The sequence below is a fragment of the Capnocytophaga sp. oral taxon 878 genome, from assembly GCF_002999135.1.
GTDB lineage: Bacteria > Bacteroidota > Bacteroidia > Flavobacteriales > Flavobacteriaceae > Capnocytophaga.
In genome coordinates, this window is the sequence record NZ_CP027229.1 from 1,038,546 (window position 1) to 1,063,504 (window position 24,959).

The following is a 24,959-nucleotide window of genomic DNA, read 5'->3' on the forward strand; positions in this document are numbered from 1 at the left end:
ATTATTTATCGTTATTTGTTAGTTGTGTTTTATTCCCATTCAATAGTGGCTGGCGGTTTACTACTGATGTCATACACCACGCGGTTCACCCCTTTCACTTTATTGATTATATCATTTGATACTTTTTGCAGAAATTTATAAGGCAAATCCACCCAGTCAGCAGTCATACCATCTACACTTTCTACAGCGCGCAAGGCTACTACTCGTTCATAAGTACGCTCATCTCCCATTACTCCTACACTATTAATAGGCAACAAAATAGCTCCTGCTTGCCATACTTTATTGTATAGGTTATGTTCTTTCAATGCATTGATGAAGATAGCATCTACCTCTTGTAATACCGCTACTTTCTCTGCTGTCACATCACCCAAAATACGGATAGCCAAACCCGGACCTGGGAATGGGTGCCTTCCTAATAGTTCATCACTAATACCAAGGCTTTTTCCTACCCTACGCACCTCGTCTTTAAACAGCATTCGCAAAGGCTCTACAACTTTCAGTTTCATATAATCGGGCAGTCCTCCCACATTATGATGTGATTTAATGGTTGCCGAAGGCCCTTTTACCGATAATGATTCTATCACATCAGGATAAATAGTCCCTTGTGCCAACCACTTAGCATCGGTTACCTTGTGTGATTCATCGTCAAATACTTCTACAAACACACGTCCTATAGTCTTGCGTTTATCCTCAGGGTCTGTTTTTCCTGCCAAGGCTGTCAGAAAGCGTTCCGATGCATCCACACCCTTCACATTCAGTCCCATACCTTCATACTGCTGTAACACACTCACAAACTCGTTTTTGCGTAGTAAACCGTTATTTACAAATATGCAGTGCAGTTGCTTGCCTATAGCTCTGTGCAGTAATACGGCTGCCACCGTCGAGTCTACCCCTCCCGATAAGCCTAATATCACCTTTTCTTTGCCTACCTGCTCACGTAGCTGTACTATCGTTTGTTCTACAAAGTTATCAGGCGTCCAATTGGCACTGATACGTGCTATCTTAAACAAAAAGTTTGCCAAAAGTTTCGTACCATCGGTAGAGTGATATACTTCTGGGTGAAACTGAATAGCATACGTTTCTTCTCCCGCTATCCTATAAGCTGCATTAGCTACATCGTGGGTACTTGCCAAGCAAACTCCTCCTGTAGGCAATTGTTTTATAGTATCACTATGGCTCATCCACACTTGGCTTCCCTCTTCTATCCCTTCAAATAAGGGGTCATTTTCTGGGTTGATGTATGATAAATGTGCCCGCCCGTACTCTCGTATGTTAGAAGGCGCTACTTCACCACCTCCAAAATGCGCCAAATACTGCGCTCCATAGCACACTGCCAAAAGCGGCTTCTTGCCTTTAATAGCCGATAAATCAGGATGCAAAGCCTCTTCACTACGTACCGAATAAGGTGAGCCCGACAAAATTACTGCCTGAAAGCTCTCAAGGTCTGCTGGCAAGTGGTTATAGGGGTGTATTTCGCAATATACATTCAGTTCTCGCACTCGGCGTGCTATAAGTTGGGTGTACTGCGACCCAAAATCTAATATCAATAGGCGTGAGCCTTCGTTAGGGTTGTTATTCATTGGTATTTAGGGTTGCGGCAGCTGTAAGCACCGCTTGTTTTAAATTCTCTTTATAATCAATAATTTTTTGCTGAACCGAAGCATCATAGCTACCCAAAATCTGCGCCGCCAAAATACCCGCATTCTTACCCCCATTTAGGGCTACAGTAGCCACCGGTACCCCACTTGGCATCTGCAAAATTGAGAGTATAGAGTCCCACCCATCTATCGAGTTGCGACTCTTTACAGGCACCCCTATCACTGGCAGAGGCGTCATAGCCGCAAGCATCCCTGGCAGATGGGCTGCCCCACCAGCTCCTGCTACTATAACTGCTATCCCTCGCTTATGGGCATTCTGCCCAAAATCCATCAGCTTTTCAGGCGTACGGTGTGCCGATACTATATCTACAAAAACCTCAATATCAAGCGCTTTGAGGAAATCTATCGCTTCTTGCATCACAGGTAAGTCACTCTTGCTACCCATCACAACGGCTACTTTCATCTTCTTCTCAGAATAATAAATTATGCGGCAAAGGTACAAAAGTTTTTTCAATTAACAATGAACAGCCTAAAATTAACTATCACCTCACTCCCACTCCCCTACCCTCCTTCCTCACACATAAAATACATAATCCGCATCATTTTTCCATTTTTATTACGAATCTTTCAAAATCTCTCACCTCCATCATCTCACTCCTTATCCCTTATCTTTTACCTGATAATCAGCACTTATCAGCTTCCAGCCTTACACCAACTACCATAGAGATATAGCCTAGGATGAACGAAGGATAAACGAACTATAAACGAAGGATAAGCGTTAGTTTACTGGCTATCAGTCTCTTTCTCCCCCTAATTTCTTTTTGCCAAATTCGCAACAAAATCCCCCAAACATTACATTTTTCTCATTCCTCTTTCAACTTTTTTCTCTTAGATCTTAGCTAAAAAAACTTGTTTTTTTATAATTATTTTGTACCTTTGCATTCACAATTCAACTAATACAATACACTATGCGCAAACTCATATTGTATATACTGCTGTTTTTCAATACTATAAACATTTTTTCGCAAGAAAAAACCAAAAGTACTCGCCATACCGATCTTATCGGAACGTGGACAATAATTTCTCAACGATTGGACAGTTTAGAAATTGAACTATCCGATTGTGATAAGCAAAGTACTTTCATCTTTACCGAAAATGAAATCATTGAAAATTACTACAAAATGTACAATGGTAACTGCGTGATACTCAACACCAATAAAGATTTTTACACCGTAAAAGACAACCACATTATCCGCAAAGAAGAAAGCGACTTGAACAACACTTTCGTAATCGAAGATAACATTCTCACCCTATTGTTCATAGGAAAAGATGATGATAATAATGAGCATACAGCTGTAATTGTCTGCAAAAAAGCTAAACCTATCGAATATATAAAATGATGAAAAAACTATTCCTTTTACTATGCCTCGCCCCTCTTACTGCTATCGGGCAAAAATTATGGACTCTTAACGACTGTATCCAGTACGCTAAGGCCAACAACCTGTCTATCAAAGAGTCTGAAATCGACCTACAAGCTGCCAATATCAACAAAATAAAGGCTAAAATGAACTTTTTGCCCTCTGTTAATGGTAACGTAGCCTATAATTTCAACACAGGTAAAAACATCAACCCCGTAACCAACCAGTATGAAAACACCATCTTCCAATCTGCCTCAGGAGGCATAGGTGCCAGCGTCTCTCTCTTTGAAGGACTACAAAACTGGCGCAAACTAAAACAAGCCGAACTCAACGTCATCGCTTCTCACTACAAGCTCGATAAGATGAAAGACGACATCATCTTGATGATTATCAAAGCCTACGGCGATGTACTGAGCAATAAAGAGCAAATAAAAAACCTAAAAACCCAACTACAAATATCAAAAGAAAATTTAGAACGCACCCGCGAGCTTATTGCCAGCGGCTCACTCCCCAAAGGCGATATTTATGAAGCCGAATCACAACTGCTCACCCAAGAACAGCAAATTATCGCTACCGAAAGCGCCCTTTTTATAGCACGAATGGGATTAGCCCAAATACTTTTGCTAAAAAACTACGAAGATTTTGATATTGACGATGCTCAATTTGAACAACCTTCAGACAAAATACTCACCGAAACCCCCGAAACCATCTATCAGCGCGCCAAAGAAACAATGAGCGACGTGAAAATAGCCGAAAATACAGTGCTTTTAGCTAAAAACGCATTAAAAATAGCACAATCATCCTATTCACCTCGCCTATCTTTCCAATGGGGCTACAACTCACGGTGGAGCAAAAATAACAACAACAATTTCTTACAATCCACAACCGATTTTTGGCAACAAATCAACGACAATAAGGGTATGAATGCTGGTTTTTCTCTTAACATCCCTATCTTTAACGGCTTTGCTATCTCCAATGAGGTAAAAACCCAACGCCTAAACGTGATGAAAGCCGAATTTGCTAAAGAACAAACCGAACTTACCACTCAAAAAAATATTTATCAGGCCTATAACGATGCCGCCAACGCCAAAAAACTCTATGAGGCTACCGAAAAAACAGCCCAAGCCAAGCAACAAGCCTTCTCCTACGCCCAAGAGCGCCATAATGTAGGCCTTATGAATACCTTTGATTTTAGCCAAGCCAAATACCAGTATGAAAACGCCCAAAACGACTATGTAAAAGCCAAATACAATTACATTTTTAAAATCAAAGTATTGGAATACTATTTCGGAGTTAGATAAGCCCAGTACTAACCAACAATTTTGCTAATTAGCAAATTATTTGTACCTTTGCGCCCTTAATCACTATATATAATGACGCATTCAGGAAAAATCGAACTAATGGCACCAGCAGGTAATTTTGAGTCGCTACAAGCGGCAATAGATAATGGTGCCGATTCAGTATATTTCGGTGTCGATCAGCTTAATATGCGCGCTAGGGCAAGTATCAACTTTACCATTGCCGACCTCGATGAAATAGCACGCCGCTGCGCACCCAAAGGCATACGCACCTACCTCACTCTTAATACTATTATTTACGACCACGACCTTTCTATCATCAAAACATTGTTAGATGCCGCCAAAAAAGCAGGTCTTACAGCTGTGATAGCTATGGATCAGGCTGTAATAGCCTACGCCCGTCAAATAGGAATGGAAGTGCATATCTCTACCCAAATCAACATTACTAATATCGAAACTGTACGCTTCTACGCTATGTTTGCCGATACAATGGTAATGAGCCGCGAACTTAGTTTGCGACAAATAAAAAAGATTTGCGAACAAATTGAAAAAGAACAGATTAAAGGACCTTCTGGTAACTTAGTCGAAATAGAAATATTCGGGCACGGAGCCCTCTGTATGGCAGTATCTGGCAAATGCTACCTCAGCTTGCACTCTCATAACTCCTCAGCCAACAGAGGCGCTTGCAAGCAAAACTGCCGTAAAAAATACACCGTAATCGACCAAGAAAGCGGTTTTGAAATAGAAATTGATAACGAATATATGATGTCGCCCAAAGACCTCTGCACTATCGATTTCCTTGATCAAGTAATTGATACAGGAGCCAAAGTGCTAAAAATAGAAGGACGTGGGCGCGCTCCCGAGTACGTAGCTACAGTAATACGTACCTACCGCCAAGCCATCGATGCTTATTATGAAGGCACCTATTCCAAAGATAAGGTAGAGCAGTGGATGGAAACCCTCAAAACAGTCTACAACCGTGGCTTCTGGGGTGGCTATTACTTAGGACAAAAGTTAGGCGAATGGAGTGAGAATCCTGGCTCCAATGCCACTCAAAAAAAGGTTTACATAGGGCAAGGAAAACATTATTTCCCCAAAACTGGTATAGCCGAGTTTGCTATTGAGGCTTTTGATATCAAAGTAGGTGATAAATTGCTCATTACAGGACCTTCTACAGGAGTACAAGAGCTTGAACTAACAAATATGATGGTAAATGATGTACCTGCCGAGCGTGCTAAAAAAGGTGATTCTTGTACCATCAAAACCGATTTCAGGGTACGCCTATCCGATAAGCTTTATAAAATAGTAAAGAACAACTAAATAATTCACAATGGAAAAGTTACCTACTTATTTAACACAGAACGTTTATAATGTAAAAAATGACGATTATTTATCTGTCGATATAAAATCAAAACAAGGCAATACCCTTTTTGAAATATATTACTACGGCGATTTGTATGAATTAGAGGGTAAAAAACAACCTTTCATTGTAGATAATTACACCCAAGAAGACACTTGTATTCCTTGCAAAATAGTAGCTAAGGACATCGCTTCTGCCGAAGAAATATTACTTTTCGATGGTTATCAGCACGGTTATAATGGTATGTTTTGTGATGAGTTCAACCCGGAAGATGTACAAGCACGCACCCTCACCAAATATAATATAGCTCCTTGCAAAGTTCATATAAAATTCGGTTACTCTATTGATTATGAAGAAGAAAAGGAAGACTATGTAGATGCCAATGATAATGTAACTCTTATCAATGGCAATACTATCACTTGGGAAGAAGTAAAAAGAAATGGCTTTGATTATATCTCTATAGTTTGTGAAACAACCAATGGAGAGAAAACAGAAATAGCAGCCTTAGAGTTAGCTTAAATTATTAACTGAGGAACTTATGGTAATTGTAACATTACAAAGAGAAAAGTGTATAGGCTGTAATTATTGTGTCGAGATGGCTCCAGAACAATTCCAAATGTCAAAAAAAGACGGTAAGAGCGTACTGCTCAAATCTACCGAAAAGAAAGGCTTCTTTACCCTTAAAAGCTATGATGATAGCATTTTTGACGATTGTGAGAAAGCTCAAAAAGCCTGCCCCGTGAAGATTATTAGTACTAAGAAAATATAAAACAATGAAGAAAATAGTATTATTAACAATGTGCCTATTGGCATTTTGCAACGCCAAAGCGCAGTACATCGGCCTAAAAGCTGGGTATAATTACGCCAACCTAAAAGGAGAAATGAGCAGCGATGCTAGTATTAGGCCTTACCACGGCTATTACGCAGGGATAACGTTGGAATTCCCTCTCTCAAAGCTATTCTCCTTACAAATAGAAGGCATCTATAACCGCCGTGGGGCTAATATACAATCTAACACCTACGGAAAGGCAAAGCTCTCACTTGATTATTTGTCTGCTCCTGTGTTGGCTCGCTTCAATGTGGGCAGAGGTATAAACCTACACGTAGGCCCTCAGTTGGAATATCGCATTGATAAGCCTAACTTCTATTTTGATGGTACCGATCCTGTAACCCGTGTGAAGCCCGATGCTTTAGATATGGTCGATTTAGGAATGACGGCAGGTATAGGCTACACTACCGATTCTGGCTGGGTATTTGAACTGCGTTACCTACAAGGGCTTACCAGTATTTTTGAGAGTGATTCGTCATTATATAACACCCATTTCAGCACCGATTACGATTTTAAAAACAGAACTATTTCAGTAGGAGTAGGATACATCTTTTAGGTAGAAAATAATAAGTCATTGAAGAAACTTTTCATATATATAATCTTAATAGGGTTATTAGCTTGTGAAAAAGATCAAGTATTGCGCAACCCTAATTTAGGTGAATTACGATTCACTTATGCTATCAATATGAATTTGGCTGCCTATAACTCACTCAAAATACCTATGAATACGGTGTTTGTACCCTACGGAGGTATTAAAGGCTTCTTTGTTACCTACACGGGTAGTACTTACTACGCTTGGGAAGCTGCTTGCCCCAATCACGCAGTTAATACCTGCCAACGTTTGAGCTGTGCTAAAAGAAATAATAACACCTTTGAAGCTTGCCAAGACCCTTACACTCATGATTATATTTTTGTGCAATGCCCTTGTGACCATACTGTTTATAACTTAGTAAATGGGGCTGCCATCAGCACTTCTTTGCCCAATGTATACCCTTTGCTTAACTACAGTGTATCAGTATCAGGAAATATTTTAACCATCAGCAACTAATGCTTTCAGAACGTTTTGAAAATACAAAACCCATCACTTTTATCATCGTGCTCATGGCACTGCTGATAGGTGATGGGTTATATTTATATCTGTATGATAATATACCAATTACATTGGGTGTAGGACTCCCTTTTACTGATTGGATCATTACATTTGTATTACTATGTCTATCTCTGTTATTCCTGCATCAAATAGATAGGTGGAATGAGCTTACTGAAACTAAAAACTGCTATTCCATTGCTTTTTTTAGTATTTTTATAGTACTATTTCCTTCTCTTTTTCACCAGATGCAGGTGGTAGGGGCTAATTTGTTTATTATTGCTGCTATCTGGCGTGCTCTTACTCTTAAAACAGGAGAAGGTATCGCTCAGAAACTGTTCGATACCTCCTTACTAATAGTTTGTGCGGGATTATTGCACCCTTGGGCGCTTGTTTTTTTACTAAATATCTGGATTTCTCTTCTTTTTTATGGTGCCCAAAAGCGAAGGTTTTGGTTCATCCCTATATTGGCTATTTTAATAATAGCTATACTACTGGGGGCTGTTTTGCTATTATTAGCCCTTCCATTTCCCTACTATAATTATTATAGCACTTTTGTTTTAGACATTAGTAGGCTACTTACCCTTCCCTCCTACTCTTTACCTTTTCTTGTATCACTTATCAGCTTTGGGCTGTTATTGGTGGTATCACTAGCAGTGTATTATTTTAGGAGTAAGTACCACAGCATCAGTTCACTGGTAGTGGTACAGTTTTTATGGGTAAGTGTAATTGTTGTATTTTTTTCTAAAGAAATTATCTACTGTTTTGCCCCTATTGCTATCTTATTTGCGCTTTATGCCGAAAAAATACGAATATGGTGGCTAAAAGAGACTATACTTTGGGTATTGTTAGCTTTACCTGCTGTAGTTTTAGGGCTACATTTTATCACCAAAAGCTAAATCACCTGCATCGCCCAATCCAGGTACAATATAGCCATACTCATTAAGATGAGGATCAATAGTAGCAATCCAAAGGTGTGTAGTTTCTGGAAATTTATCTTCTAAATATTCAATACCTTGTTGGGCTCCAATCACTGCAAATAGGTGTATTTCTTTAGGCTTACCAAGTGGAGCCAAGGCGTTATATACATTGGCAAATGAACGCCCTGTAGCCAACATAGGGTCTGCTAGAAAAAGGATTTTGCCTTCTAAGGAAGGTGAAGCAAGGTACTCTACCATTATATCAAAATCAGTTTCAGAGGTGTGCTTACGATAAGCGGAAATAAAGGCATTATCTGCACCGTCAAAAAAGTTTATCAGTCCTTGATGGAGTGCTAATCCTGCCCTTAGGATGGAACATATAACAATTTCATCTTTAGGAAGTTGTACTTTTTTTTCGCCTAAAGGGGTAGTAATTATTTCTGTTTTGTAATGCAGAAACTTACTCATTTCATAGCATAATACTTCGCCTATGCGTTCTAAGTTTTTGCGGAATCGCATTCTATCTTTTTGGATATTTACATCTCGCAATTCGGCAATAAATCGGTTTAATACGGAGGGCTCTTCGCCTAAATGGTGTATAATCATTGGTGTGTTAATTTAATTGATTACGGTACAAAATTACAAAATAATTGATAATTAACAATATTTTTTTGGTTTTTAACGGATGTAGTAGCGATAATAATTAAGTATAAAGAGGCTAATATGTCTATTTTCGTTACACTTTTAATTGTAACAGTTCATTGGCTATACAGCTACTCTGATTAAAAGATAGAGACAGATAAGAGATAAGAAGAGGTAACTTATGCTAGCTAGATTTATCCTACATCACATATTCAGCTGCGCCAGAAAACTGACTTTTCTACACTGATCTTACACTGATTGTAGGTTATATATTAAACTAAAATTGTCGCTTTTTTTCATTAATTAGGAGGCTGGTTATTTTTAGGAAATATGAGTTGTTTTCTATTTGATTTTTTAACTTCTAAATTCTTGAAAGAAAAAAAGTGGCACGCTATTTGGGATACTTAAGGTAATTAATTTAAACAAATATCGTATGAAAAAGACTTTAATTACATTAGCGTTTGGTGCATTAATACTATTTACTACCTCTGCAAAAGCTCAGGAGTTTCACTTAGGAGCAAAGGCTGGAGCTAACTTGGGCAAGATAGATGGTGCTGCCTATAATCAAGGATTCAAATTAGGATACCAGTTAGGTGGTTTTGCTGAATTTGATTTTAGTGATCGTTGGGGTGTGCAAGGTGAAGTGCTTTTCAGCCAGACAAATACTGAATTAAAAGACAATTATCAGGCTGTTTGGAAAGAGAAGTTTAATAAGAAAAAAACACTGAATTATGTGAGTGTTCCGGTATTATTAAAATATAACCCTGGTGGTTTCATTTCACTACACGCAGGTCCGCAGTTTAGTTTTTTAGCTAACAGTGAAGACAGTACTTGGGAGAATGGTAAAAAGTTATTCAAAGGGACTGATTTTTCTCTTTTAGCGGGGGCTGAAGTTAATTTAGGGCCACTATTTGCATACGGCAGGTATGTTTGGGGGTATACTGATATTAACAGTGCTCTAACCGAGAAGGCTACAACTCAACAGATACAGTTGGGTGTTGGGGTAAGATTTTAATTTTTTGTAGTAAAAATTTGCAGATTAAAAAAATAGTTGTAATTTTGCCCCCGAAAATAGAGTTGGTATATTGTTTTCAGTATTTTTGAAAACAAGTTCAAGTTTAATTGTTTAACAAAAAATATTTAATACAGAGAAAAAAAATGACCTACATCAAGTTACATATCGCAATTGTATTACCTTTGTTGCAAAAGGTAACGCTTCGCGGCGTTTTAGCTTGATATATCATAGTATAGGTGTATAAATATTAGAAAGCCCGAAGCGAAATGCTTCGGGCTTTTTTTATTTGCTATACTGCTATCTTAACACATAGAGTACAAGGCTTAAAAAATATATGTTATGAGGATTTTCCCGAAGCAATTTATAAATTATTAATAAAAAATTGAAATGGGAAATCTATATATTACCCCCGAAGGCGTTTCTCGCCTCCGCAATTTGCGTTCTCGCAAGCACATTGCTCGAGAAGACCACGAGAAGTTTTTGCGCACGTGTATCAAACGCCAAAAAGCACTTTTTAAACAACGCCGTGAACTGCCGCTTGTACCACTTGAAAAACCTTACCAAAAGGGCTATGTGCGTTTCTTTGTACTAAGGGAAGATGTGCGACAAGGCAAGCAAGCTGAATTTTTCGCGACACTTTTGGAGAAAATCAACACCTATCAATACGCCGATACACGTAAGTTCCAGAAGAAGAAAAAGCGCCGTGGCAAGCGTGTTTACATAGCTCGCAAACAGGAATTATACTCTTTTAATCAATGGGAATGGGAAAGAGCCCTTGAAAGGGGGAAGTTCACCCAAAAAGAACGCGCCTATTTTGCAAAAATAGAGTGTTTCAATCGGCAAAAAGACCGTTTTGAAATCCATTACGAGTTTACCGAGGCGTGGCGTTTTGAGCTGCGCGTAAAGCCTAATATGATCACCCACTACCGTCCGGTAGATATAGCTATAGAACGAGAACTCGCCGAGCTTGATAAAATCATAGATGACTATAAGAACTGGGGGATTATCCATAGCAAAATCTATGGACGCAATTATTCGTGGAGGCAATACCAAAAGCGCTATATGCCTAAGGAAAAGTACAAGCGCACCCCGCTGAAAGAAATCACAGCCCTTAAGTATCAAACCTCAGCAATGGAAATCGCAGATATGCTTTTGGAGGTCAATCTTTAATCCCAATCCGACCAGTCCGCCCCGTCCGACTCGTCCGATTTACAAAAAACCAAAGAAAAAAATGCAAGAAAAAATCATACAAATCACCGCAGGACGCGGTCCCTTAGAATGCCAATGGGTAGTGGCGAAAGTACTCAAGACTTTCCTGCAAGAAGCTACCCAAGCAGGCATCAGCTATACCATTCTCAGTCGTGAGGAAGGCGATGCCAATCTCACTGTAAAATCAGTTACCCTGCAACTCAAAGGCAAGGAGTTAGCATCGTTTTTGAAAACTTGGCTCGGTACAGTCTGCTGGGTAGGCAAGAGCACTTTTCGCAAGTTTCACCAGCGCAGCAATTGGTATATAGGCGTTTTTGAGCTCGACCAACTGCAACGCCAGTCTTTCTCGGAGCGCGATGTACAGTTCCAAACCACTCGTTCGCAAGGCAATGGCGGACAGAATGTGAACAAGGTAAATTCGGCAGTGCGCGCCACCCACCTGCCTACGGGTATCAGCGTATTGGCACAGGACTCGCGTTCGCAACTCGACAATAAGAAACTCGCCCTTGCCCGCCTTAAAGAAAAACTTGCCGAAATGGAGCTTCAGCAACTCGCGGAGCAAGCACAGAGTCATTGGAGTAACCACACCCAAGTGCAGCGTGGCAACCCTGTACGCACTTTCAAAGGTACCGATTTTAAAAGCACTTATGTAGAAAAAAGCTATAAAAAGGAACGTGCAGAAGCAAAGAGGGAAATGAATAAATTGATAATAGACAATTAACAATGGAAGAATACATACAAGAACTCTTATATAGTATCCCTCAAGAGGTTACTTATACTACCGTTCCTAAAGAACTTCACCTTGAAGATGTGCCACAAGAGCGCATTGACGGCTTGCGTAAGTTACTTACTCACAAAGATGCCTTTATACAGCTATCTACTGCTAAATTACTCTCTGCGTGGGCAGTAGAAGAGGGGGATAAAGCATTGATACAACTATATGCAGAGGGAAGAACAAAGGGATATTTTGAACATTTTTTCAGTGGATATAACCCTGAAGATGAACATATTTTTTGGGCACCAGGAAGAATGTACCAAGATACCCATTTCAACCTTAGCATACTCAATGGTTTGCCCATAGAGCAACTCAAGGTATGTATAAATCCTGATGATGGAGGTGTTTTAATCGTCTATTTAAAAGCAGAAGGACAACCTATTTTTCATTTCTTTTTAGATGTGGGCATTTCTTTTTGTGAGTGTTGGAATGAGTATGAAGTAGATGAGGACGATGATGATTATCGTTTTGATGACCTTACTGAGGTTTGGCAACTCAAAGGCAAACACATTAGCGCTATTTTTGCCCAAGAAGTAGCTGGAAATAGTGAGATTACCTTTCTTTTGGAAGAAGGCGAAAAGCTCCTGCTCTACTATTGCCCCACAGAAGATAAGAGCTGTTTCATTAAGGACAATGAGGTGATGAGTCAATGAGGTGATGAGTCAATTTGGCGAAATTGAGTAAAAACTAAAAGCAATATGATCAGAACAATTATTTTTGAAAAAGAAGAGGGTATATCCTCTACAATTAGTGATATATTGATTCCGAGTTTGGGTGCAACACTGCCTATATGGATATATAATGAAACAGGAGAAGCAGGTTTCTTTTCGCCTAAGCAAGAAGTTGCCTTTGAACAGTTCTTTTATCACAATTCCTATCGGGAACAACTGAAAGAGCAATTGCGGAACTTTTACGAAGAGTTGGTTAACGAAGGAGAGCTGGAGCGAAAGAATACACACCATTTTGAGCTTGATTTTGAATTTGTAGCTATCCCCAGTCAGTGTAAGACCTCTAAAAACATTGTTTATGTAGGAGCTTTTACTAATTGGGATAGAGAGGATAGTGAATTTCCTTTGGAGGTAGAAATTTGTTTTGAAGAAGGAGAAGTCATGTGGATAGATGAACTCCACGGCAATTATATTTTTCCACATTAAAAAATAAAGTTATGGAAGAACAGATACAAGAACTTTTATGTAGTATCCCTCAAGGAGTTACTTATACTACCATTCCTGAAGATCTCGAACCTGAGGATATTTCACAAGAACGCATTGAAGGTCTTAAGAAATTGCTTACTCACGAAGATGTCTTTATTGAGCTTTGTGCTGCCAAATTGCTTTGTGCGTGGGGCATAGATGAAGGTTTTAAGACTTTAATACAACTGTATGAAGCAGGGGATGCCGAAGGTTATTTTACGCATCGTTTGCACGGTTATGATGAAACTGCTGAACAACTTCTCTGGCCACTGTTGTATTATCAATCTACTAAAGAAGAGATTTCAGAAGAAGCAGGCGAGAAAGCTCAACAACAAATTCAGCCTTATGTAAAACAATTGCTACAAAAGGTACATAACCCAGAGCAATGGAAAAAATATGTAAAGGGTATTATCAATTAATACATTCATTCTATCATAAAAAGAAATATTCACGGTATTCGTATTTTTGAAAGTGATATAGTATGAGTTTCATTAAAAAATTAAAAGAATGACAAACAAAATCATTATTATAGACTTAGAAGCGACTTGTTGGGAGGGAATACCCCCCAAAGGAGAAGTCAGTGAAATTATAGAAATTGGCATTTGCCTGCTCGATACCCTTACAGGTGAGATCAGCGATAACAGAGGCATTTTGGTAAAACCTACACATTCCAAAATAAGTCCTTTTTGTACCCAACTTACCACCCTTACCCCCGAACTGGTGGCGCGGGAAGGCGTAAGTTTTGAAGAAGCCTTGCAAATCCTTAAAAAGGAATACCAAGCCTATCAGTACACTTGGGCGAGTTATGGCAATTACGACAAAAATATGCTCCAAAAGCAATGTGCACTTAGAAAACTGCCTTACCCAATGCGCAGTGAGCATATCAATGTAAAGGAACTTTTCCAAGAGGTAACCCAGCACCCCAAGCGATTGGGAATGCATCAGGCACTGAACTATCTCAAGCTACCCCTTGTAGGAACCCACCACCGCGGCAAAGACGATGCTTATAACATCGCTAAGATAATGCACTGCTTGTCTCATTATCAATTGACAAATTAATTCGCAATGAAAAACAACCTTATTCACGGCGTTCATATTTTTGAAAGCGATCTCGCTAATGAGTTGGATAGCATAGTAGAAGATGCTTATCACTACGGCGCTACAGAAGCTGAAATACGCTCCCTTATAGACACTTTTCGCAAGGAAGCTGTGCGCACTACCTTGGAGAAGGAAATATTTTTGACCCTTCGCCTTGCTATTTTGTGGCAGTATGGGTGGTTGCGCCCCGAGGAGGTAGCTCCCCTGCAACAGTTAGTCCAAAAAGGAGTTTCTAAAAAGTGGCTACAGCAGTTTGGTACTGATACCCCCCAGATGAGCTATGCAAAGCGACAACAGCAAGTAGTACGACTGCTCTCTCGCCTTGCCACTGCCAATACAGCAGTGCCTGCACGCGAACATTGGCAAAAGGTAACCGATTTCCTTTTTGTGCCTTATGAAGTGCTGAGCGTACCCTTGTTGGGAGGTCAGTATGGTGCGGTATGGCTATTGAGGACTGATAACTATGAGGGCGACGGACATTATACTTTCGTGGAACTATTATATAAAAGTACTGAAAAGCCAACGATGGAATCGCTAATGGAGGCGCGCCTTCAGCTGATGGGAGATGGTGAGAAGGAAGTGCTCAGTGATGTGCGTAGGGTGAGTCATAAAGCCTTGTTGCTCTTTGCCGAACGCTTGGAGCGGATAGGTACTGCCATTCCTAAGGAATCCCTACCAGAGCCTTCGCCCTATATAATAGCCTACGATTCTTTTGAGAAATTCGTACAGCGATGGAACAGCGATACGGGTATCCCCGATAAAAGGAAAAGAAAGAAGTTCAAGTCAGTCGTTGCCGATTGGTAATTTAGTAAATTGACAAATTATAGTCAAAAAGAAATGGTTTGCGAATTTATCAAACGGAAATTGAGAGTTAGAAGTGACTCTAACTCCTTTTTATAAGTATGTATATTATCAAAGAAATTCCTTATAGCATCTCGGAATTCTGTCTTGTTCCGATAGAAACCCGTATTGATTACTTTTTTTCGTAAGAATTTCCACAAGCGCTCTATTAAATTGAGGTTCGGAGAGTATGGAGGCAAGAAAATTTGCTTGATTCTATTATCTTCTACCCAGTTTTGAAGTTCTTTATTGTGATAGTAGCGAGCATTATCGGATATAATATAAATATTTTTAGCGTTTGGATGCTTTTTAAGAGCTAATTCGTAAAGTTCTTTTGTTGATTCTGCATTAACGCATTCACAATCAAGAGCTATTACATCTGTAACATCATAAGCATTAAGTAAACCATTAATATTCACTCTATCACGCCCACTAACTGTTGGTTGTTGAAACTCTTTACCTTTCTCTATCCAAGCATAAGTGGAACGGCTGTTGTGCGTAGGATGAACACCATCGGCAAAATACACCACATCCCCTTCTTCCTTTTCTTGAAGAATTTTAGAGAGTGCTTCAGCAAATAGTTTTTGTTTTAAAGGATCCGCTTCACAAGGCACTTCGGTTGTTTTCTTGTAGGAAAAACCAATTCTGTTAAGTAAATCAGCCATTCCTTGTGGAGTATAGGTAACTTCAAAAGTGTCTTTAACCCATTGAGATACTTGTTTTGCATCTGTATAAAGATGTGTGCGTAACTCTTGTTTTAAGGATTCTATTTGAAAAATATTAAGCAGACCTTGATAACCTCTATAACGATTCTCAAGGAGTTTATCTAGTCCTCCTTCAAGATATAAGGAACGATAACGATAAACAGTAGAAATGTCTATACCCAAGCAATCAGCAACAAAAATAGGAGTATTGCCCATAGAAAGCATCAAAATGCAGGTAACTCGGGCATAATCCGAGCGACCTTGCAAGTTGCGTTGGAGCTTTCTAAGTTCCTCTATTTCTGTTGGTGACACTGTTAGTTCCATAGACAATGCAAAGATAATAAATCTTTTATTTATTCGCAATCTAAATTTGTTTGACTATAATTCTATGAAAAAGTTTGAATTTAAATACAAATTTGAGTTCTTTTGTTCCCCTATTTGGATAGAGGAAAACGTGAAGAATCCTACTCCTCGCAATGTGGAGATTGCGGATTTGGATATCAATCCGTATCTAAAGGAAGAGTTAGAGGAACTCAACCACTTGTATCAAGAGATTTTCAATGATAATTACCCTCCTGAATCCGATTTCAAAGATACCATAAGTGAGTATATTTTCGTAAACCGCGTACTCACCTCGGCAGAACTTTTAGAGAAAGAAGTGGGAGAGCAATACACTTTTGTCTTTGATTATCCAAAATGGAGAGAAAGAAAAGAAAAATTAAAATTAGTACAATGAGTGCAAGAGCCTTGATATATTTTTTACAGTTGCAAATGGCTAAAAAGCCTAACTTTTTTCTATTTCGTGAAGAAGAACCCTTGGCAACTTTTCAAGAGATAGAAGTGATAGAAAAACACATAGCTGCCACGCTGCCTATTGTTTTTAAGGAATTTCAACAGAAGTTCGGGGGAGGTACTTTTGGTTATGCCGAACTCTATGCTATATCACCTAAAAGTGAGTATTATGTCTTTCAAGAACCTCTATGTCCTAATGATTTTTTTCCTATCGCTAATGATGGGACTGGTGGCTTTTATGGCTTTGTAAAGAATGAAAACGAATTTGCCGATAAGGTCTATTATTGGGATAATACACTCCAAAGAACCTCTTATCAACAAACAAAGTATAGTTTTGCTAGTTTCTTTTTGTGGAGTGCTTTCAATCTTAAAGTCAATTGGTTTAGCGATCACCCCGATGCTCCTTATGAAACCGTTATCAAGTGCACAGATAATGGCAAATACCAAGTGTATCACACCGATGAAAGGGCAAATCTGTGGGGCGTAATCACAGAATTTGACACCCTTGAAGAAGCGATCAATAAATTTGAAAATTAGCCAATGAGTGCAACACTCACCTTTAACAAATCTACTATGAAAGAAAAAACAGCTACACAAATTGAGTTCGACGAGATGGTAAAAGAACTCTATCAAATACTAAAACCCTTAGGCTTTAAGAAAAAAGCACTACATTTTTACCGAGTAGTGGAACAAAACCTGCAAATGATTTCTATTCAAAAAGGTGCTTATGGCAGCGCTGATGAAATTTATTTCACAGCAAATATCAAAAAAGCCTCTTATAAGGAACCTATCTCTTTCTATCCTGATGATAATACCCAGCGTATAGGTGATATCAAAGGCAATGGTGATATTTGGTATGAGTTTTCTGGCACTATCGTCGATATTTTTAAACGAAAACAAAAATTTAAAGAGAATAGAGAAGCCTTTTTGAGTGATATTCAGCAAATCGTGCTTCCTTATCTATCTAATTAGTAAAAATGAACACAAAAAATGTAAACATACAGCTCGTTACCACTAACATCAATGATTTCAAAGGTCTTTTAGATGTTTTTGAAGAAGTTTTTCAGTGGGTAGACTATCGTTATCCTACGGACGAGAAGCTACATCATTTATTGAAAAACACAAACTTTTTGGCAGTAGTAGCCAAAATAGAAAATCAAGTAGTAGGAGGTTTAACAGCTTATATACTTGATAGTTATGAAGTAGAAAAGCCTTCTCTATACCTTCACGATTTAGGAGTGAAAGCGTGTTTCCAAAATCAAGGCATAGGCAAACAGCTAATCAACTATTTGATGGCCTATGCAAAGCAAAACGATTTTCAGGACATCTTTGTTGGTACAGAACAAGATGACAATGAAGATGCTATTGCTTTCTATAGAAAAACACCTTTCACCGATGAAACGAAGGTATTGCAATACAGTTTTCAATTGTGAAAACCTAACACCTAAACAAAAATGGCAAATTTAAAACTCAAAGGGAAAGACCTCCTCAAGTTAGGTTTCCCGAATAATCAATCTATTAATGTAGCGTTGGAAGTGATGAAACGCAATTACGCTACTAAAAACTTGGCGTATGTAAAATCCGTACTCGAAGATATATTAAAAAATCCTGCGCAGTACGAAGGTCATCTTACTTTTGGTCAGATAGCCGAAGTGCTGCTTTCGTCTACTAAAACCGAAAAACGACAGCTCAACGCTACCCGTGCGCCTTATCATATCTTTGGCGACGATATCACCGAAGAGGCAAAAACGCAACTCTATACGGCTCTCAAACTTCCTATTTCGGTAGGGGGTGCGCTGATGCCTGATGCCCATAGTGGCTATGGTTTGCCCATAGGGGGCGTACTAGCAGTGGAGAATGCAGTCATTCCTTATGGAGTGGGTTTGGACATCGGTTGCCGTATGTGCCTCAGTATCTTGGATATCCCTGTATCCTACCTTTCGGGCGCACGTGATAAGTACGAAAAAGCCCTTGTGGAGCATACGAAGTTTGGTATGTACGAAACCCACAAGTCACACGTAGACCACGAGATTTTTGACCGCGATACTTTTTCGCTAATTCCTATCCTCAAGCGATTGAAGGATAAGGCAATCAAGCAGATGGGTACTTCGGGCAGTGGCAATCACTTTGTAGAATTTGGCGAGGTAGAACTCTTGGCAGACGACCCTCAAATAGGGCTACCCAAAGGAAAATATCTCGGTATACTTTCGCATAGCGGTTCGCGTGGCTTTGGTGCTGAAATTGCCCAGTATTATGTGCGTGTGGCAGCCGAACAGTGTCCGCTCCCGAAGGAAGCCCAACAATTTGCGTGGCTTGACCTCTCGACCCACTTAGGGTTAGAGTATTGGACGGCTATGAACCTCGCAGGTGATTACGCATCTGCCTGCCACGACGATATCCACCGCCGATTGATAAAGGCTGTAGGCGGACGATTGAGGGCGCGCATCGAGAACCACCACAATTTTGCGTGGAAAGAAATTCACGATGGCAAGGAGGTAGTAGTACACCGCAAAGGAGCGACCCCAGCAGGAGAAGGGGTATTGGGTATTATCCCTGCCTCGATGACCGATGCCGGTTACATCGTGCGAGGCAAAGGCAATACCGAGAGTTTCGATTCAGCTTCACACGGGGCAGGACGCGCTTTCTCGCGCAATGAGAGCAAGAACCGCTTTACCAACTCTGATATCAAAAAAGCCCTCAAAGCCAAGGATATCACCCTCATCGGGGGTAATGCCGAAGAAGCTCCTATGGCGTATAAAAACATAGAAACCGTAATGGCTTCCCAAAGCGATTTAGTAGATATCATCGGTACTTTCCAGCCACGCATCGTGCGAATGGACAAGTAATCAATTTGGCAATTTGGCAATGAGCCAATTTATCAATAAATGATACTAAAAAAGCTGCTAAGCATCGCGCTTAGCAGCTTTTTTATAAGTCATACAGCAACCTCTCACAACAAGTTTACTCATTTTCTAATTCACAAATTTGCTAATTTTCTAATCTCATATTATTTTTGTCATCAAAATATTCACTTCTGTATGAAAAAGAAATTTTCCTCTCACATAAAGGATATGCTATATGTTTTGTTGCTTCCGCTGTTTTTCATTTTCATATTGTTTATCCGCTTTTTTGATAGGATGGACGAGAAAATACATATTCGCACTATACTCGCTTGGATATTCTCGCCCATTACTGCCCTATATATAGGGTTGCGGTGGATAGTGAGAAAGATTTTCGGTAGAAGGCGTTTATTTCATTGATAATCAAACTTCTTTTAAAATGTATTTTGTAAGGCAGCTTACAAAAGAATCTATTACTTCTAATTGACACTCTAAATTTGATAGATATGATAGGTTCTTTCCAGCCACACATTGTGCAAATGGACAAGGGTTAAGGATACAATAGGTATTTCTTTCTTATTTCTTTAAACTTATCAAGATCTTTCTGCCAACTTTGCCTTATTTCGGCTTCTGATTTTCCAGTGGTAATTTGCTTTTTTAGTATATCATTACCGGCTATTTTATTGAATGAAGAAGTGAAAAAGGCTGTTTTCACAGCTTTACTTTGTTCAAATGCTTTTTGTAACCAACTGAGGTTAAGCTGTGAAAGACGTGGCGTTTTGGTAAGATCTTCACCGTAACAAAGCTTTCCATTAAACTTAGGATTCTTATCTCCAGCATTAGGGTGTGGGGTAAAACTAAATGTTGTTTTGTTAAAATATGGAGCTCCATACACTTGGAACTGTTTCTCGGTACCACGCCCCATACTAACATTTGTTCCTTCAAAAAAGCACATACTAGGATACAAATTCACCGATATATCATTAGGCAGATTGGGAGAAGGCTTAACTGGCAAACTATAAGGGGTCTGGTGGGTATAATAAGCAAGTTTAACTACTTTAAGAGAGGCTGTAATACCTGCTTGCAGCCATTTTTCACCATTAATCATCTGGGCATACTCACCTATAGTCATACCATATACTACTGGTACAGGATGCATACCTATAAAACTCTTAAAGGCAGGCTGTAATACTGGGCCATCGATATAATGAGCATTGGGGTTGGGTCTATCTAGCACAATAATAGGAATATTCTCCTCAGCACAAGCTTCCATTACATAGTGCAAGGTAGAAATATAGGTGTAAAAACGAGCTCCTACATCTTGCAAATCAAAAAGAACAAGATCAAGCCCTTTGAGCTGTTCGGGCGTAGGTTTTTTATTTTTACCATAAAGAGATATAATAGGTAAGCCTGTTTTTGGATCTTTTCCATCTTTCACAACTTCTCCTGCATCGGCCTGCCCTCTAAAGCCATGCTCAGGGGCAAATACTTTAGTAACCTTTATTTTTCGACTAAGTAAGGTATCTACCAAATGTACATAAGTATGTTTAGCTGTTTTTACTATTCCAGTTTGGTTAGTAACAATTCCTATATTTTTTCCATGCAAATCATCAATGTAAGCATACATCCTGTTTGCTCCCACTATCAGCTCTTTAAGCTGTTTATCAGCGTTTTGTACAGGATCATTAGTAAGGGTTTGGCCATTATTTTTACAAGAAATGAGGGTACATAAGAAAAAAAGTGTAACTTTGGCACCTCTAAAAGGATTAAATGTTTTGAATGTTGAATATTTCATAGCGAAAAGAGTTATCTTTAGTAAAGGGGACAAAGGTACGATTTCTTCACCAATTATCAAAATGGCTATAGCTGCTATTGCGATAGGAATGGTAATGATGCTTATTGCCATAGCAACTGGGACTGGGCTGCAACAAAAAATTCGTGAGAAGCTAGTAGTGTTTCACGGACATGCACAAATCTACAGTTTTGATAGTAATATCTCAGAAGTAGCTACATTGCCTGTTTCTACTGAGCAGGATTTTTACCCTTCCTTTAAGGCAGTCCCAGAGGTAACTCACATACAAGCTGTAGCTACTAAAGGCGGTATCATACGTACTGAAAATACTTATGAGTCTATCCTTGCTAAAGGGGTTGGTAAGGACTATAATTGGGCTCCTTTCCTAGATTTTATTACCCAAGGGCGTACCCCTAATGTTACAAGTGATGAGGTTACAGATGAGATATTAATGTCTACTTACTTAGCTAATAGACTACATCTTAAACTTGGCGACCGATGTCAGGCAATATTTTTAAAAGATGAAGCAGCTCAAGCCCCTAACCAACGTAGTTTTAAAATAGTAGGACTTTATAACAGCGGTTTTCAAGAGTTTGATGCTTCATACATTTTTACAGACATCCGTCACATACAGAAGATTAACAAGTGGCAACCTAATGAAGTAGGTAACTTTGAGCTATTTATCAAGGATTTTAACCAAATAGAAGAAGTAGGTAAACAAGTATATAGCCAAGTGGGGTCATTTCTTGATTCACAAACTATTATTCAAAAATTTCCTTTTATTTTTGAATGGTTAAGTATGTTTGATTTTAATATTTACCTCATTATAGGTATAATGATAATAGTAGGAGGATTCAATATGATTACTGCTATACTTGTACTTATATTAGAAAAAACACCGCTAATAGGTACTCTTAAGAGCTTAGGAGCTTCTGACCGCAGTATACGAAAAATATTTCTTTACAATGCTACTTACATCATAGGTTTAGGTCTTTTATGGGGTAATGCTCTTGGTTTTCTACTGCTTTGGTTACAACAGCAATACAGTCTTATAAAATTAGACCCTGCTACCTATTACGTAACTGAAGTACCCATAGCCTTTAACCCTTTGTGGATAGTATTACTGAACATTTGCGTACTTCTGCTTTGCTTGTTAATGCTGCTTATCCCGACTTACGTAATAACAAAAATATCACCTACCAAATCAATGAAGTTTTCATAATGTAACAATCAAAAATAAATAGTTTTAAAAGGATTTTTTTAGACTTTTTTCGGTAGGAGATTCTAAGATTTATCTTGTGCAAGATGTTGCTGAATAAAACTTATTACAAAAGTATATCTTTCTATCTTGAAATTGAAAATTATTACGCCTCTGATTAATCCAAATTAATTAATAAGAAAAAAGTCGTTACTTCCCAGCAACGACTTTTCCTCATTAAAACAAAAAATTATGAAAAAAACTAAATTACTTCTATTTTTCCATTTTGTCTTTCAACTCTTGTAATACTTCAAGATCACCAAGAGTTGATTTTTCTACTGCAGGAGTAGCTGTACTTGTAGCAGCTTCTTTAGCTATTTTTTCTTCTTCTTCTTTAAAAATAGCTGTGTGAGAAGCTACAACACGTTTGAATTCTTTATTGAATTCAATCACTTTAAACTCGGCAGTATCACCCTTACCTAATTTTTTACCATCTTCTTTCTCTAAGTGGCGAGTAGGAACAAATGCTAAAATATCTTCATTGAAAGGTACTGTAGCTCCTTTATCTACCATCTTAGCAATAGTAGCTGTGTGAACAGTTCCTACAGCGAATTCGGCTTCGTATTTATCCCAAGGGTTAGGGGTAGTTTGTTTGTGACCTAATGATAACTTGTGTCCTTCAGCATCTAGCTCAAGAACTACTACTTCAATCTTATCACCAGTATTTACAAACTCTGATGGGTGTTTAATCTTCTTAGTCCAAGAAAGGTCGGTAATGTGGATAAGTCCATCAATACCTTCTTCAAGTTCAACAAATACACCAAAGTTAGTAAAGTTACGAACAGTACCTGTGTGTTTAGAACCTACAGGGTATTTTTCAGTGATGTTAATCCAAGGGTCTGGAGTAAGTTGTTTGATACCTAATGACATCTTACGGTCATTGCGATCAAGGGTTAGAACTACAGCCTCTACTTCGTCACCTAACTTAACAAAGTCTTGAGCTGAACGCAAGTGAGTACTCCAAGACATTTCAGAAACGTGGATAAGACCTTCTACGCCATCAGCGATTTCAACAAAAGCACCGTAATCAGCAATAACTACTACTTTACCTTTTACTTTATCACCAACTTTAAGGTCGCCAGCAAGAGCTTCCCAAGGATGTTTGCTAAGTTGTTTTAAACCTAATTGAATACGTGATTTGTTATCATCAAAATCAAGAATAACTACATTCAATTTTTGATCTACAGAAACTACTTCTCCCGGGTGGTTAATACGAGCCCAAGAAAGGTCGGTAATATGAATCAATCCATCTACGCCGCCAAGATCAACAAATACTCCATAAGAAGTGATGTTTTTAACAACTCCTTCAAGTACTTGTCCTTTTTCAAGCTGACTGATAATTTCTTTTTTCTGTTCTTCGATATCAGCCTCGATAAGAGCTTTGTGTGAAACTACAACGTTTTTGAACTCGTGGTTCACTTTCACAATCTTGAACTCCATAGTTTTGTTCACAAATTGTTCGTAATCACGAATAGGTTTCACATCTATTTGAGAACCTGGTAAGAATGCTTCAATTCCAAATACATCTACAATCATACCGCCTTTGGTACGACTTTTTACGAAACCATTTACGATTTCACCATTTTCGTGAGCCAAATTAATACGATCCCATGCTTTAAGCGTACGTGCTTTGCGGTGAGAAAGTACTAATTGACCGTTTTTATCTTCACGGATGTCGATAAGTACTTCAACTTTGTCACCTACTTTAAGGTTTGGATTGTAACGAAACTCGTTAAGAGAGATAACACCTTCTGATTTGGCGTTAATGTCAATAATAGCTTCTCTGTCGGTAATGCGAGTTACTACTCCTTCTACTACTTCGTTGTCTTGAGTATCAACGAAATTGTTTTTAACCAATTCTTCGAAGTTTTTTAATTGGTCTTCTTGTACGCTGTCAATACCTTCTTGGTATTTGTTCCAATCAAAATTTTTAAGGAACTCTTCTTGTGTTTGTGTGTTTTCAGCCATTTGCTGATGTTAAAATTTGTATTCCCAACCAAAACAAAGGACGTTTTTTGTAGAGTGTTTTTATTGGGAAGGATGAAACTTATTAATACTGAACGCCCTATACTCTTAAAAATTGGCGCAATGTTACGATTTTTTTTTGAACTGACAAAATATTAAAAAAAATATTTCTTTTACAAAATATATAAAATACTGATAAACAATATTTTATGAAGAAATATTTTTTTGAGTAAAAATATAGAAGATAAAATAAAACAGGCTATAAACTGATCCTAATAAAATATGAAGATAGTAAGCAAAATGACACCTTAAAGTTTGTAATAAGC

At 38.6% G+C, this 24,959-nt stretch carries 28 protein-coding genes; 22 read left to right on the forward strand and 6 right to left on the reverse strand.

Annotated elements, in window-relative coordinates:
• Nucleotides 1-29: 29 nt before the first annotated feature.
• Both guaA and purE read right to left on the reverse strand, forming a co-directional pair.
• Nucleotides 30-1,580, reverse strand: a complete 1,551-nt coding sequence (gene guaA, locus C4H12_RS04695; protein WP_106097903.1) for a glutamine-hydrolyzing GMP synthase — start codon at nucleotides 1,578-1,580, stop codon at nucleotides 30-32.
• On the reverse strand, nucleotides 1,573-2,061 hold the full coding sequence (purE, locus tag C4H12_RS04700; protein ID WP_106097904.1) for a 5-(carboxyamino)imidazole ribonucleotide mutase: 489 nt from the start codon (nucleotides 2,059-2,061) through the stop codon (nucleotides 1,573-1,575). The genes guaA and purE overlap by 8 nt, the downstream gene beginning before the upstream one ends.
• A gap of 505 nt (nucleotides 2,062-2,566) precedes the next feature.
• On the opposite strand from purE, the gene C4H12_RS04705 reads away from it, so the two are divergent.
• The 8 genes from C4H12_RS04705 to C4H12_RS04740 all read left to right on the forward strand — a co-directional run bounded on the left by C4H12_RS04705 (nucleotide 2,567) and on the right by C4H12_RS04740 (nucleotide 8,489).
• Nucleotides 2,567-2,998, forward strand: a complete 432-nt coding sequence (locus tag C4H12_RS04705) for a lipocalin family protein (RefSeq protein ID WP_106097905.1) — start codon at nucleotides 2,567-2,569, stop codon at nucleotides 2,996-2,998.
• The gene (locus C4H12_RS04710) at nucleotides 2,995-4,317 is read left to right on the forward strand and encodes a TolC family protein (protein WP_106097906.1); all 1,323 of its coding nucleotides are present in this window, start codon (nucleotides 2,995-2,997) and stop codon (nucleotides 4,315-4,317) included. The genes C4H12_RS04705 and C4H12_RS04710 overlap by 4 nt, the downstream gene beginning before the upstream one ends.
• Before the next feature lie 72 nt (nucleotides 4,318-4,389).
• Nucleotides 4,390-5,634 carry a peptidase U32 family protein gene (locus C4H12_RS04715; RefSeq protein ID WP_106097907.1) on the forward strand — a complete coding sequence of 415 codons (1,245 nt, stop codon included), beginning with the start codon at nucleotides 4,390-4,392 and terminating at the stop codon, nucleotides 5,632-5,634.
• Between the two features lie 10 nt (nucleotides 5,635-5,644).
• Nucleotides 5,645-6,193, forward strand: coding sequence for a hypothetical protein (locus C4H12_RS04720; protein ID WP_106097908.1), 549 nt, complete (start codon nucleotides 5,645-5,647; stop codon nucleotides 6,191-6,193).
• A gap of 19 nt (nucleotides 6,194-6,212) precedes the next feature.
• Nucleotides 6,213-6,443: a ferredoxin gene (locus C4H12_RS04725; protein ID WP_106097909.1), complete on the forward strand. Its 231-nt coding sequence runs from the start codon at nucleotides 6,213-6,215 to the stop codon at nucleotides 6,441-6,443.
• Nucleotides 6,444-6,447: 4 nt separating this feature from the next.
• Nucleotides 6,448-7,059, forward strand: coding sequence for a porin family protein (locus C4H12_RS04730; RefSeq protein ID WP_106097910.1), 612 nt, complete (start codon nucleotides 6,448-6,450; stop codon nucleotides 7,057-7,059).
• Nucleotides 7,060-7,077: 18 nt separating this feature from the next.
• Nucleotides 7,078-7,551, forward strand: a complete 474-nt coding sequence (locus C4H12_RS04735; RefSeq protein WP_106097911.1) for a hypothetical protein — start codon at nucleotides 7,078-7,080, stop codon at nucleotides 7,549-7,551.
• Entirely contained in the window at nucleotides 7,551-8,489 is a 939-nt protein-coding gene (locus C4H12_RS04740) for a hypothetical protein (protein WP_106097912.1), read from the forward strand. The genes C4H12_RS04735 and C4H12_RS04740 overlap by 1 nt, the downstream gene beginning before the upstream one ends.
• Here the strand turns inward: C4H12_RS04740 and upp are convergent.
• A complete protein-coding gene (upp, locus tag C4H12_RS04745; protein ID WP_106097913.1) occupies nucleotides 8,466-9,116 on the reverse strand; it encodes a uracil phosphoribosyltransferase in 651 nt (216 codons plus the stop codon). The genes C4H12_RS04740 and upp overlap by 24 nt on opposite strands.
• A gap of 469 nt (nucleotides 9,117-9,585) precedes the next feature.
• On the opposite strand from upp, the gene C4H12_RS04750 reads away from it, so the two are divergent.
• The 8 genes from C4H12_RS04750 (at nucleotide 9,586) to C4H12_RS04790 (ending at nucleotide 15,246) form a co-directional block, all read left to right on the forward strand.
• Nucleotides 9,586-10,167 carry a porin family protein gene (locus C4H12_RS04750; protein ID WP_106097914.1) on the forward strand — a complete coding sequence of 194 codons (582 nt, stop codon included), beginning with the start codon at nucleotides 9,586-9,588 and terminating at the stop codon, nucleotides 10,165-10,167.
• Between the two features lie 387 nt (nucleotides 10,168-10,554).
• Entirely contained in the window at nucleotides 10,555-11,337 is a 783-nt protein-coding gene (locus C4H12_RS04755) for a hypothetical protein (protein WP_106097915.1), read from the forward strand.
• A gap of 61 nt (nucleotides 11,338-11,398) precedes the next feature.
• Entirely contained in the window at nucleotides 11,399-12,097 is a 699-nt protein-coding gene (gene prfH / locus C4H12_RS04760; protein WP_106097916.1) for a peptide chain release factor H, read from the forward strand.
• Between the two features lie 2 nt (nucleotides 12,098-12,099).
• Complete coding sequence (locus C4H12_RS13815) at nucleotides 12,100-12,804, forward strand: hypothetical protein (RefSeq protein WP_254424811.1); 705 nt, start codon at nucleotides 12,100-12,102, stop codon at nucleotides 12,802-12,804.
• Between the two features lie 45 nt (nucleotides 12,805-12,849).
• A complete protein-coding gene (locus C4H12_RS04775; RefSeq protein WP_106097917.1) occupies nucleotides 12,850-13,305 on the forward strand; it encodes a hypothetical protein in 456 nt (151 codons plus the stop codon).
• An 11-nt stretch (nucleotides 13,306-13,316) separates the two neighbouring features.
• The gene (locus tag C4H12_RS04780; RefSeq protein WP_106097918.1) at nucleotides 13,317-13,763 is read left to right on the forward strand and encodes a hypothetical protein; all 447 of its coding nucleotides are present in this window, start codon (nucleotides 13,317-13,319) and stop codon (nucleotides 13,761-13,763) included.
• An 88-nt stretch (nucleotides 13,764-13,851) separates the two neighbouring features.
• Entirely contained in the window at nucleotides 13,852-14,403 is a 552-nt protein-coding gene (locus C4H12_RS04785; protein ID WP_106097919.1) for a 3'-5' exonuclease, read from the forward strand.
• Between the two features lie 6 nt (nucleotides 14,404-14,409).
• Entirely contained in the window at nucleotides 14,410-15,246 is an 837-nt protein-coding gene (locus C4H12_RS04790) for a hypothetical protein (RefSeq protein WP_106097920.1), read from the forward strand.
• 23 nt (nucleotides 15,247-15,269) lie between these two features.
• Here the strand turns inward: C4H12_RS04790 and C4H12_RS04795 are convergent, their stop codons facing one another.
• Complete coding sequence (locus tag C4H12_RS04795; RefSeq protein ID WP_106097921.1) at nucleotides 15,270-16,310, reverse strand: IS630 family transposase; 1,041 nt, start codon at nucleotides 16,308-16,310, stop codon at nucleotides 15,270-15,272.
• A gap of 64 nt (nucleotides 16,311-16,374) precedes the next feature.
• Here C4H12_RS04795 and C4H12_RS04800 point away from each other — a divergent pair, with 64 nt between their 5' ends.
• From C4H12_RS04800 to C4H12_RS04820, 5 genes are read left to right on the forward strand one after another with little or no spacing between them, the layout of a single operon-like run.
• On the forward strand, nucleotides 16,375-16,722 hold the full coding sequence (locus C4H12_RS04800) for a hypothetical protein (protein ID WP_106097922.1): 348 nt from the start codon (nucleotides 16,375-16,377) through the stop codon (nucleotides 16,720-16,722).
• Nucleotides 16,719-17,315 (forward strand): Imm59 family immunity protein, encoded by a 597-nt coding sequence (locus C4H12_RS04805; protein ID WP_164997590.1) that lies wholly within the window; start codon nucleotides 16,719-16,721, stop codon nucleotides 17,313-17,315. Before C4H12_RS04800 ends, C4H12_RS04805 begins: the two co-directional genes overlap by 4 nt.
• Before the next feature lie 3 nt (nucleotides 17,316-17,318).
• Nucleotides 17,319-17,750 (forward strand): DUF4304 domain-containing protein, encoded by a 432-nt coding sequence (locus C4H12_RS04810; RefSeq protein WP_254424812.1) that lies wholly within the window; start codon nucleotides 17,319-17,321, stop codon nucleotides 17,748-17,750.
• Nucleotides 17,751-17,755: 5 nt separating this feature from the next.
• Nucleotides 17,756-18,211: a GNAT family N-acetyltransferase gene (locus C4H12_RS04815; protein ID WP_106097924.1), complete on the forward strand. Its 456-nt coding sequence runs from the start codon at nucleotides 17,756-17,758 to the stop codon at nucleotides 18,209-18,211.
• Between the two features lie 21 nt (nucleotides 18,212-18,232).
• Nucleotides 18,233-19,624 (forward strand): RtcB family protein, encoded by a 1,392-nt coding sequence (locus tag C4H12_RS04820; protein ID WP_106097925.1) that lies wholly within the window; start codon nucleotides 18,233-18,235, stop codon nucleotides 19,622-19,624.
• A gap of 544 nt (nucleotides 19,625-20,168) precedes the next feature.
• Here C4H12_RS04820 and C4H12_RS04825 read toward each other — a convergent pair.
• Nucleotides 20,169-21,413, reverse strand: a complete 1,245-nt coding sequence (locus C4H12_RS04825; protein WP_106097926.1) for an exo-beta-N-acetylmuramidase NamZ domain-containing protein — start codon at nucleotides 21,411-21,413, stop codon at nucleotides 20,169-20,171.
• Between the two features lie 61 nt (nucleotides 21,414-21,474).
• Between C4H12_RS04825 and C4H12_RS04830 the strand changes: the two genes are divergently transcribed.
• Nucleotides 21,475-22,632: an FtsX-like permease family protein gene (locus C4H12_RS04830; protein ID WP_106099432.1), complete on the forward strand. Its 1,158-nt coding sequence runs from the start codon at nucleotides 21,475-21,477 to the stop codon at nucleotides 22,630-22,632.
• A gap of 249 nt (nucleotides 22,633-22,881) precedes the next feature.
• On the opposite strand, the gene rpsA is transcribed toward C4H12_RS04830, so the two are convergent.
• Nucleotides 22,882-24,636 carry a 30S ribosomal protein S1 gene (rpsA, locus tag C4H12_RS04835; RefSeq protein WP_106097927.1) on the reverse strand — a complete coding sequence of 585 codons (1,755 nt, stop codon included), beginning with the start codon at nucleotides 24,634-24,636 and terminating at the stop codon, nucleotides 22,882-22,884.
• Nucleotides 24,637-24,959 lie beyond the last annotated feature (323 nt).